The organism is Commensalibacter sp. ESL0382, assembly GCF_009725775.1.
GTDB lineage: Bacteria > Pseudomonadota > Alphaproteobacteria > Acetobacterales > Acetobacteraceae > Commensalibacter > Commensalibacter melissae.
On sequence record NZ_WNII01000001.1, the window covers coordinates 136,165 to 146,825 of the forward strand.

Below are 10,661 nucleotides of genomic sequence, written 5' to 3' on the forward strand. Positions count from 1 at the left end.
TTTAACTATTTCCCTTCTTTGGGGACGGTTTAAGTTGTTTCTCACACCAATATCTTAGAATGAGAATGAATAGGGCCATGATAAGAAGGAGAATGGAAATACTGAATGCGGCCGCGGCATTATATTCATTATATAAAATCTCGATATGAAGGGGTAAGGTATTGGTCAGGCCTTGTATATGGCCTGAAACAATTGAAACGGCACCAAATTCTCCCATGGCACGGGCGGTACACATAACAATACCATACAGAAATGCCCATTTGATGTTGGGAAATGTTATTTTTTTAAAAATTAGCCATCCTGATGCCCCTAACAAACGGGCGGTTTCCTCTTCTTGATTGCTCTGGGTTTGCATTAAGGCGATCAAAGAACGCGCGATAAAGGGAAAAGTCACAAAAATGGTTACAAGAATAATTCCTGGAATTGCATAAATAATTTGTAAGTGATAATGCATTAAAAAAGTATGTAAAATACCTTGCGATCCATAGAGTAAGGTATAAATCAAACCTGCAATCACAGGGGAAATGGAAAAAGGCAGATCGATGAGGGTTAAAAGTATATTTTTCCCTTTGAAATCATATTTGCATAAACACCATCCGGCCATCAGTCCGAAGATTCCATTGAAAAAAACGGCGCAGGAAGTCGCTATTATTGTTAATTTTAGTGCCGCCAGGGCTTCTGACGAAGTACAGGTGACCCAGAAAAAGACAATACCCTTGCCTAAACCTTCAATTAGAATGATAGAAAGGGGTGCGATAAAAATAATTAAAAAAATGAGCCAAGTAATAAAGATAACGCTGTTTTTTTGCCAATTTACAAAAGGTTTGGAGGAATAAAAGGGCATTTATGTATTCCTCTGAAAAATATTAAAAGGGGAAAGCTGGGATGTGGATAGAATTAGGCGGTAAGGTTTAAAATGTTTTTGGAACAGGTTGAAAAAAAATAATAAAGAAAAAGAAACCAGCAACATTAAGAGACTGATTACAGTTGCACTCGTATAATCAAACTGGTCAAGTTTTGATACGATTAAGATAGGTAAAATTTCCGTTTTGTAAGGAATATTTGCGGCAATGAACACAACGGAGCCATATTCTCCCAAGCTTCTTGCAACAGAAAGCGAAAAACCGGTAAGCCATGCAGGAAATAAAATGGGGAGAAAGATATATATAAATGTTTGTAAACGGGTTGCACCTAGTGTGTAAGCCGCTTCTTGTAATGAAGGGGGGAACTCTTTTATAACGGGTTGCAAGGTTCTGATTACAAAGGGAATTGTAACGAATATGAGGGCAAGAATAATGCCCAGGGGTGTGTAGGCAACCTTGAAGGGTAAAATTGTACCGAATAAACCGTTGGGCGCATATAAGTCCGTTAATGCAATGCCTGCAATTGCAGTAGGTAATGCCAGGGGAAGATCAATCATTGAATCAATTATTTTTTTTCCCTTGAATTCGTAACGCATTAAATTCCAGGCTAAAAAACCGCCCAGGATAGAGGACAGTAAAGAAGCGCAGAAAGAGGTGTAAAAAGAAAGTTTTAATGCGCTTAATAAGCGTTGATCGGTTAAGATCATGACAAGCTGATGACTATTGATATGGGTGCTGTAAAGAATCAGTCCAACCAATGGTAATAAAACGATAAAGGACAACCAGAAAAGACTGTATCCAAAACTAAGCCAAAACCCTGGAAGAATTGAATATCGGGAAAAAGACATAATTTTTTCCTTATGGCTTTATTGATTAATACTGTGAATGATTTGGTCAAAAATGGCATGATCTTTGAAAAACTCTTGGTTAATCTCTGCCCAGTTTTTGAAGAAATCATTGATCTTTAAAAGATGAAGGGGACGAAACATGATGTAATGGGATGCTATACGTGGATTAATGGGACGATAATAATTTTGAGCGGCAATTTTTTGACCTTCATCGCTGTAAAGCATAAGTAAATAATCTTTTGCTACTTCCCTTGTTTTTTTTTGGTCAATAACAGTATCGATGAGTGCAACGGGGGGTTCCGTTAGGATAGATGTGGATGGGGTTATTATCTCAAATTGTCCTGCCCCTGATTCACGGGTTGCCATATAGGCCTCATTCTCCCAAGAAATAAGTACATCTCCAATGTTGCGTTGGGTAAATGTAAGACTGGCGTTCCTTGCCCCGGCATCAAGTATGGGAACATTTTTATAAAGCTGTTTGACAAAATCATAGGCCTCTTGTGGGTCATGATTTTTGGTATAACTGTAAAGCCATGCAGCGAGAAAATTCCATCTTGCCCCACCAGAGGTTTTTGGATTGGGGGTAATTACAGCAATGTCAGGTTTGACAAGATCATTCCAGTCATGGATATGCTTGGGATTACCTTTGCGAACAAGAAAAACAATGGTTGATGTATAAGGAACACTATGATTGGGAAAATTGTCCTGCCAGTTTTTGGTCAGCAAGGGGTGATATTTATTGATTGCATCAATATCTCCGGCAAGAGCTAGTGTGGCAATATCGGCTTGCATACCGTCAATAATGGCCCTGGCCTGCTTTCCTGAACCACTATGGGATTGGTATATTATGACATCCTGACCTGTTTTCTGTTTCCAGTAATGTTGAAAAAAATGGTTATATTGATGAAAGAATTCTCGTGTTGGATCATAGGAAGAATTCAATAGACTTATGGTTTTAGTACGGGCGGTGGATGTTGTGACGGCAAAAACTGCAATAATCAAAGCTATATATAAATGTAATGTTTGAGTAATATATCTGAATAAAAACATAGGGATATGGCTTTGAAAGGGGAATAATTACTTGCGTAAATGTGAATATGAACTATTTTAACAAAAAATAAAAGTTAATTTTTAAAAAATATAATAAATTACTTTTTTATAAAGTATTTTAAATCTGTGTAAATATAAATTTTCAGATTTATCTAGAAGATAAATTTGATGACATTAATTTATATATCAATTATTTCTGTTTTACAACAAACTTCAATTTTCGCGAAAATGTTTGTTTTATAATTTTAGGGGCCAATATAAAATACATTTTATATCATTATCATCATGTTGCCGCCAATTTAAATAATGATTATTTAGATTAGTATAAAATTTAGATTAATTTTATATGTTTTATAAAAATGAATAATATATCAATAACGCTTAACAAATTTATTAAATTATCAGTAAATTGGTTTGTTATTACTGTTTTTTTATCTTCAATTTCATCAATATTATTAATATTAGAATTGGTGTTGTTGTCAAAAATCATTACTTCAATCATATTTTATAAAGCGAATATTTCTTTTGTTGATAACGAAGTTATTTATTTTATATGTTGTGTATTTTTTCAAATTTGTACCAGATCTGTTTCTGATATTACTGGCATAAAAGCGGCATTAAAAATTACAAAAGCCATAAGGTTGGAGATTTATCAATCACTGTTTAGAACAGGTCCAATTTCCTACAGTCATATTTCTTTGGGGGAAATGGTTAACAGCCTAACAGAAGCCGTCGATAATTTGCTTCCCTATTTTGCACGCTATATCCCCAGTGCCGTGATGATGGTCATATTGCCCCTGTTTATTTTGGCCACTGTTTTAAACTTTGATATTTGGGGTTTTGTGATTTTGTTATGTACGGGTCCTTTAATTCCGCTTTTTATGGCTTTGGTTGGATATACGGCACAGGTGATTATGGATAGACAATGGCGGCAGTTATCCCTGTTAAGCGGAAACTTTTTTGACATGTTGAAAGGGTTGAAGACCTTACGGTTATTTGGACGGGCTGGTGAAAGTTTGAAATTTATTGAAAAACTTTCAGATGAATATCGTAAAACAACACTGTCAGTTATGAAGGTTGCGTTTTTAACGTCAGCAGTGTTGGAATTTTTTTCAAGTTTATCAATTGCAGTTGTCGCTGTGACATTTGGTATTCGTTTGTTAAATGGAACCATGCATTTTCACTCTGCTTTTCTTGTCTTGTTATTGGCGCCAGAATATTTCATGCCTTTACGAGACTTTTCATCGAGTTACCATGCCAGACAAAATGCAAATGCAGCTTTGGATCAATTAAAAAAAATATACAGTTTACCGAAACTAATTAAATTTTCTTATCAAAATAAAAGGATAGATTCATGTATTAAGGAAATCATTCTCGATCATGTAACGGTTAAGAATAAAGAAAATATAAATTTAGTGCAGGATATTACTTGTACATTTTTAAGAGATAGGCTCAATATTATATTTGGTCATAGTGGTGCAGGAAAAACGACCTTATTAAATATTCTACTTGGTTTTTTACCTGTACAATCAGGCACGCTTAAAATGATTGATTTAAAAAACCAGTCACAATCTCTAAATATGGTGGATATTGCCTGGGTTCCTCAAGAACCTTTATTGCTATATGGGACGATTAGGGATAATTTATCCCTGAAAGCTTTTGAACCTTCTCTTGATCAATTGCGTAATGTAGCCAATCAAGTCGGTATTTTGTCTTTTATAGAAACCCTACCACAGGGTTTTGAAACTCATATAGGGGAGGAAGGGCAGAATTTATCGGGTGGACAAATAAGACGCCTTATGTTGGCACGAGCGCTGTTAAAAAATCCAGATATTCTGATTCTTGATGAGCCCACTTCCGGGTTGGATCAAAAAAATGCCTTGCAGATCATTCAGACTATTCAACTTCTTAAAAAGGACAGGATTGTTATTGTGGCAACGCACAATCCCCTTTTAATCTCTTATGGTGAGGTTTCTGTACAAATAGATCGGGGACAACTGCTTCATAATTCAAGGGTTGGTGGCAAGTCGTTATGAATTTTAATTTTTCTTTTTTTCAATTGGTTAAACCGATTAAATGGCATTTAATGCTGGGTCTATTTTTATCTTGTATCGCGGCCCTGAGTAATTTTGGGTTGCTGTTTTTATCAGGATGGTTGATAGCTAGTGCAGCCATAGTTGGATTAACCGGGATTATTGCCGTTCAGGCATTTAATATTATTGTTCCAGCCTCAGGGGTCCGTTTTTTTGCCATAACACGGATTGTGACACGATATTTGGAACGTGTGATCACGCATGATGGCGCATTAAGGGTTATAAGCCTGGCAAGAAAAAAGGTTTATGAATGTCTGATCCCCTTAACACCTGCAGGACTTGTGAATAAAAGAGGGGGTGACTTGCTGGGACAATTTGTTTCCGATTCAGAAAATATAGCAAATTATTATACTGATGCATTGCTTCCTTTTATTCGGGCTTTATGTTGTGGGATTATATTTATTGTTACCTTTTATTTCTTTTTGCCTGTGGCGGCTTTCTCCTTGGCCATAGCTTTTATCATGGCAGTCGGTCTGGTTTCTGTTGGAGTTTACGGTTGTTCATACAAGTATATTTGTCATATTCTTGAATCAAGAAACAATTTACAGGCTGATCTAGGTGAAACTCTGCGTCATTTTGGTGAATTATATATTTTTAAGGTTATTGATCAGTATTTTAAAAAAATTCAGACTGCTCAGAAATCTATTGATCAAAGCAGATTGATGCTGGATTGTATTGAAAGTGTGGCCAAGTCATTAATTACATTTATTATGATGATTTGTGTTATTGCCGTTTTGTTTCAGGCCAGTAATGCTCATCATGATATGGGATTGAATGCAGCTGAAATTCCCATGTTGGTTTTGGGTGTAATGGCAGCTTTTGATGTTGTAATTCCCTTACCACAGGCTTGTCATGCTCATATAAAAGCACGCCTGGCACAAAAAAGGTTACAGATTCTATCAAATGCAGGGAAAAAGAAACAAAGCAGTAGGGTCATCAATTCCGTATCCTCTTCCACCTGTCTCGTATTTGACAAAGTTCAATTCAGTTATCCCCATAACCCAAGAATGATTTTACAGAATGCATCTTTAACAATCAAACAAGGTGATAAAGTGGCGATTATTGGCGAGTCCGGGACTGGCAAAAGTAGTTTGATCAATTTGATTTTTTCGTTTTATCCAATCCAGGCTGGAGAAATTAAGTTTGCCGGTGAAGCTGTCAAGAATTTGAATACGGATAATTTATCTTCTTTTATCACTGTTGTTTCCCAGGATTTTCATCTTTTTTCTGGAAGCATCATGGATAATTTTAGATTGATTGTACCGGATGCAACTGAAAATGAAATTTATGATGTGTTAAAAATTGTGCAACTTGATGATTTTGTTAAACGACTACCAAAGAATATTCACAGTCATATAGGCAATAATGCAATAGAATTGTCGGGAGGGGAGGCAAAAAGATTGGCTATTGCTATTGCTCTTTTACGTAAAACCCCCTGGCTGATTCTTGATGAACCAACAGATGGTTTGGATCAGCAAACAAAATATACAATGATGCAGGAATTATTGAAACTATATGCTGACAAAACTCTGATAATCATTACTCATGAAACAAGTATATTGTTTTTAATGAATCTTGTTTTTTCGCTGGAAAATGGATATTTTCATAAAGTTATCATGGATGACTATAAAAAATAATCTTAATTTCAAAATCAAATTACACGAATATTTTACGTATAATTACAGTTTTTTTATCAATCGATTTTAACAGGATATGTTATAAAGAATTAATATTGTTTTTAGCTGTCTGATAATGTATCCAAAACGGAAAATTGAAGAAAAAAATATAGATAGGGCTTGTAACTATACAGCACTGACAGTTTTGTTTTTCTTTGTTTTTCATTTATTCACTACGCCCCTGACATTTACGAAAATATGGCATTGCCCAATGTATAATGGGCAATTCGCGCCAAAGGGCATGATGCATATGCAACATATGAACAGTATGTTGGGTATGAATAACGCCATTATGCCAATGGATGAGAAAATTTCCTCTTCTCACGGTTCAACTTCTCATTCAAAACAAAAAGGGATACTTTTCTGTCTTTATTGTAGTATTTTTTGGTTGCCAATATCGATTGTTAATTATGAGCCTTTATTACCTTCGATTTTAATATCCATTATTTCATATTTATATCGGATATATCTTGCTAAGGCTCCACTCAATATTTTTTACAAGGCAAATGGGGCAAGAGCGCCTCCATTTTATGAAACATATTCATAAGTAAAATATTCAAACAATATTTGTGTTTGGCTATTATAGAAAACACCTCGTTGATAAAATAGTTTATAAAGCAATCAAATAATCATTCTTTTATTTGGTACAGGGTTTTTTGTTGTCTTTTTCTATGATTTTCTATTTTAGCCAGATATTAGACTAGAACATTTTTTTGAAAAAATGAAAGTTATATAAAATGGATGGGATACACCTTCTGGTTGTAAATCTTTCCCGCTTTCAGTTTGCTTTGACAGCTTTGTATCATTTCATGTTTGTTCCTTTGACACTGGGTCTAACATTTATCTTGGCTGCCATGGAAACTGCCTACGTCATTACTGGTAAAGAAATTTACAAGGAAATGACACAATTCTGGGGAAAATTATTTGCTGTTAATTTTGCGATTGGTGTCGCCACAGGATTAACCATGGAATTCGAATTCGGCACGAACTGGTCAATGTATTCAAGGTTCTTTGGCGATATTTTTGGAACACCTCTTGCGATTGAAGGTTTAATGGCCTTCTTTATGGAATCAACATTTATCGGACTAATGTTTTTTGGATGGGACCGGTTGAGTCGTGGTGCGCATCTGGCAATTACCTATCTTGTCGCATTGGGGTCAAATATTTCCGCCTTATGGATTTTAGTGGCAAATGCATGTATGAATATGCCTGCAGGGGCTCATTTTGATCCAGAGACCATGCGATTAACCTCAACAAGTTTTGTTGCTCTGGTTTTCAATCCTGATGCACAGGCAAAAGCTGTACACACTTCTGTGGCAGGATTTGTAACCGCATCAATGTTTGTAATGGGGATCAGCGCATTTTATTTATTACGTAAACAGCATCGTGAATTTGCCGCACGTTCTTTTCGTATGGCCGCGTTATTTGGAATTATTTCAACAATTGCAGTCATAACGCTTGGGGATGTCCTTGGCCGATTGGATTATATGCATCAACCGACAAAAGTTGCTGCAATGGAAGGGTTGTGGGAAACAAGCAAACCTCCTTATGAACCATGGATTTTATTTGGTATTCCCGATGATAAAAAGCAGACAAACCATTTGGAGGTTGGAGTTCCTTTTGTTTTAACCCCTTTGTTAACCCATGATTTTACAACTTCTATTCCTGGTGTTAAGGAATTAAAAAATCAAGCGGTTCCAAGGATTGAGTCGGGCATAAAGGCGGTATCGGCTTTAAAACGTTATGGGGAAGACCATCGACAGGCTGATCTTGATATATTTAAGGCTCATCAAAAAGATATGGGATATGGTTTTCTGGCAAGTCAATATGCTCCGGATCAGGATATAGCAAAGATTACGCCAGAGTATAAATCGACTATTATTGAAAAAACCAAGAATGATATTGTCCCTAATGTCTTTGTCACATTCTGGGCCTTCAGAATTATGGTTTTCCTTGCAATTTATTTTTTTGTCATTTTTGCCATGGGATCTTATGTAAGTCTGAAAAGACAAATTGAAAAAAACCATTTGTTTTTAAAGATAATTACATGGTCAATTCCGCTTCCTTTTATTGCATCCGAGTTCGGTTGGATCACAGCAGAGGTGGGAAGACAACCATGGTCCGTTTATGAAATTCTGCCGACAGTTGTTTCTTCGTCAACACACAGTGCGGGATATATGGTTTTTTCCTTGATCGGCTTCTTATTATTTTACAGTGTATTTATTGTCGTGGAATTTTATTTGATGTTTAAATTTGCTCGACTTGGGCCGGTAAAATATCAAGATAGGGATTCTTTATCGAAAAAAGTGTTTACATATCAAGAAGGCTGGGGAGATTGATATGGAGTATTATGTAATTCTCAAATTAATCTGGGCAACATTATTATGTATCCTGCTTATTGGATTGGGCCTGATGGTCGGTATGGATATGGGTGTTGGTATGCTTCTTCGTTTCGTTGGCAAAAATGATGTTGAGCGTCGTACAGCCCTTAATATTATCGGACCCCATTGGGAAGGGAATCAGGTATGGTTTATTTTGGGAGCAGGTGCCATTTTTGCTGCTTTCCCAACCTTGTATGCCACGGCGTTTTCTGTTTTTTATGTTGTTATGGTTTTACTGTTGTTCAGCATGATTTTGCGACCTGTAGCTTTTGAATTTAGATCAAAAGTTGATGCAAAATTATGGCGTTCGAGTTGGGACTGGATTTTTTTGCTTTCTGGTTTCTTTCCAATGTTTGTCTGTGGAGCAGCCTTTGGTAATATCTTGCAAGGTGTAGGATATCATTTCATTTGGAATGGACAGTATTTTCAGGATGAATCTTTCTGGAGTTATCTGATTAATCCATTTGCTGTTTTATGTGGTTTATTATCGGTTTCGTTAAGTATTTATCAAGGTGGAGCCATGTTGATGATACGTGGTGAAGATCCCATTTATTTACGGGCAAAAAAATATGCTACTATTGCAGGGATGATTGCGATAATATTATTTGTGTTGGGAGGATTATGGATTACGCAAATTAAAGGATTTGTTTTAGTCAGTGGTCATCCTGCAATGCCTTCAAATCCATTATTTGGTCAGAATGTTGCATTATATAAAGGGGCCTGGTTACATCATTTTTATGAACATCCAATTTTATGGGGTTTACCTTTGCTGGGTGTTTTATGCATGTTACTGGGAACATTAATGGTTAAATCTGATAGACCTGTTGCTGCCTGGTGGATCGGACTTGGTTCCTGGATTGGTGTTATTGGTACGGTTGGGGCTGCCATGTTTCCGTTTTTTATGCCTTCAACAACAATTCCAAATCAAAGTCTGACAATATGGAACAGTTGCGGTAGTTTATACGGACTAATTTGCATGGCTGTTGTGGCTTGTCTTTTCGTGCCTATTATCCTTTCTTATACGTCATGGTGCTTTTATGTCATGCGGGGTAAGGTTAAAACTTCTAATATCATAAATGATCATCACAGTTATTGAATAATAAGGTGTTATTATGTCTACATTTCTACGTTTCACTGGACTAGGCCTAGTTTTAATAGTCGCATTATTAATCGCTGTTTTTGTGGGTGATCAGGGACCTTGGTATTTTGCATGGTTAATTGGTACAGTGATGATTATTCTCATATCAGTGGCAGGGGCAGTTTTATTTGATGCCCAATCAGATTTACGTGATTCAACAGGAGAATTCTAATGGGTGGTTATCTTGAATTAATCATATTTTGTGTTCCTTTTATTTATTTGGCTGTTTATTTGATATTTTATTTTATTACTAAAAGAATTTTTCCCTAATGTAATAGATGTATTTTAAATAACAAAGCCGAGAAAAATATTTTTCTCGGCTTTGTTATTTAAAATAATTAAGTGATATATTAAAATTTGTAAATGAATAATATTGATAAGTTAATTAACTAAGGGAAATAATCCCTATTCAATCAATAAGTAATTAATTAATTTCTTATTATGATTAATTAGTTATTTTACAATAAAGTTGGTTGGGATTATATATGTCTATTCAAAGACCTGGAAAGCTTTTCTCCTCTAAATGGGCAGAAAAAGGCGAGCGTTTTGATATTGTTGAATCTGGTGCAGATCATCGAAATGGACGTGCGGATATTGAAAAAGGTTTTCCAA

9 protein-coding genes are annotated in these 10,661 nt (G+C 35.7%); 6 read left to right on the plus strand and 3 right to left on the minus strand.

Features of this window, described 5'->3' with window-relative positions; translation table 11 throughout:
- Position 1 precedes the first annotated feature (1 nt).
- Genes GM552_RS00620 through GM552_RS00630 form a run of 3 tightly spaced genes read right to left on the minus strand, consistent with a single transcriptional unit; the run spans position 2 to position 2,761 of the window.
- Positions 2–844 carry a sulfate ABC transporter permease gene (locus tag GM552_RS00620; protein ID WP_155564825.1) on the minus strand — a complete coding sequence of 281 codons (843 nt, stop codon included), beginning with the start codon at positions 842–844 and terminating at the stop codon, positions 2–4.
- Positions 845–1,711, minus strand: coding sequence for a sulfate ABC transporter permease subunit CysT (cysT, locus tag GM552_RS00625; RefSeq protein WP_155564826.1), 867 nt, complete (start codon positions 1,709–1,711; stop codon positions 845–847).
- An 18-nt stretch (positions 1,712–1,729) separates the two neighbouring features.
- On the minus strand, positions 1,730–2,761 hold the full coding sequence (locus GM552_RS00630) for a sulfate ABC transporter substrate-binding protein (protein ID WP_155564827.1): 1,032 nt from the start codon (positions 2,759–2,761) through the stop codon (positions 1,730–1,732).
- 359 nt (positions 2,762–3,120) lie between these two features.
- Between GM552_RS00630 and cydD the strand changes: the two genes are divergently transcribed.
- The 6 genes from cydD to GM552_RS00660 all read left to right on the plus strand — a co-directional run bounded on the left by cydD (position 3,121) and on the right by GM552_RS00660 (position 10,221).
- Complete coding sequence (cydD, locus tag GM552_RS00635; protein ID WP_155564828.1) at positions 3,121–4,797, plus strand: thiol reductant ABC exporter subunit CydD; 1,677 nt, start codon at positions 3,121–3,123, stop codon at positions 4,795–4,797.
- Positions 4,794–6,491 carry a thiol reductant ABC exporter subunit CydC gene (gene cydC, locus GM552_RS00640; protein ID WP_155564829.1) on the plus strand — a complete coding sequence of 566 codons (1,698 nt, stop codon included), beginning with the start codon at positions 4,794–4,796 and terminating at the stop codon, positions 6,489–6,491. Before cydD ends, cydC begins: the two co-directional genes overlap by 4 nt.
- Before the next feature lie 115 nt (positions 6,492–6,606).
- On the plus strand, positions 6,607–7,077 hold the full coding sequence (locus GM552_RS00645) for a hypothetical protein (protein ID WP_155564830.1): 471 nt from the start codon (positions 6,607–6,609) through the stop codon (positions 7,075–7,077).
- A gap of 190 nt (positions 7,078–7,267) precedes the next feature.
- Positions 7,268–8,869: a cytochrome ubiquinol oxidase subunit I gene (locus GM552_RS00650; RefSeq protein ID WP_155564831.1), complete on the plus strand. Its 1,602-nt coding sequence runs from the start codon at positions 7,268–7,270 to the stop codon at positions 8,867–8,869.
- 1 nt (position 8,870) lies between these two features.
- Entirely contained in the window at positions 8,871–10,007 is a 1,137-nt protein-coding gene (cydB, locus tag GM552_RS00655) for a cytochrome d ubiquinol oxidase subunit II (RefSeq protein WP_155564832.1), read from the plus strand.
- A 16-nt stretch (positions 10,008–10,023) separates the two neighbouring features.
- Positions 10,024–10,221 (plus strand): hypothetical protein, encoded by a 198-nt coding sequence (locus GM552_RS00660; protein ID WP_110439310.1) that lies wholly within the window; start codon positions 10,024–10,026, stop codon positions 10,219–10,221.
- Positions 10,222–10,661: the final 440 nt, after the last annotated feature.

Excerpts from the sequence above, each read along its gene's own strand:
- cydD (WP_155564828.1), top strand. The coding sequence starts at position 3,121 with ATGAATAATATATCAATAACGCTTAACAAATTTATTAAATTATCAGTA.
- cydB (WP_155564832.1), top strand. The coding sequence starts at position 8,871 with ATGGAGTATTATGTAATTCTCAAATTAATCTGGGCAACATTATTATGT.
- GM552_RS00660 (WP_110439310.1), top strand. The coding sequence starts at position 10,024 with ATGTCTACATTTCTACGTTTCACTGGACTAGGCCTAGTTTTAATAGTC.
- GM552_RS00620 (WP_155564825.1), bottom strand. The coding sequence starts at position 844 with ATGCCCTTTTATTCCTCCAAACCTTTTGTAAATTGGCAAAAAAACAGC.
- GM552_RS00650 (WP_155564831.1), top strand. The coding sequence starts at position 7,268 with ATGGATGGGATACACCTTCTGGTTGTAAATCTTTCCCGCTTTCAGTTT.
- cydC (WP_155564829.1), top strand. The coding sequence starts at position 4,794 with ATGAATTTTAATTTTTCTTTTTTTCAATTGGTTAAACCGATTAAATGG.
- GM552_RS00645 (WP_155564830.1), top strand. The coding sequence starts at position 6,607 with ATGTATCCAAAACGGAAAATTGAAGAAAAAAATATAGATAGGGCTTGT.
- cysT (WP_155564826.1), bottom strand. The coding sequence starts at position 1,711 with ATGTCTTTTTCCCGATATTCAATTCTTCCAGGGTTTTGGCTTAGTTTT.
- GM552_RS00630 (WP_155564827.1), bottom strand. The coding sequence starts at position 2,761 with ATGTTTTTATTCAGATATATTACTCAAACATTACATTTATATATAGCT.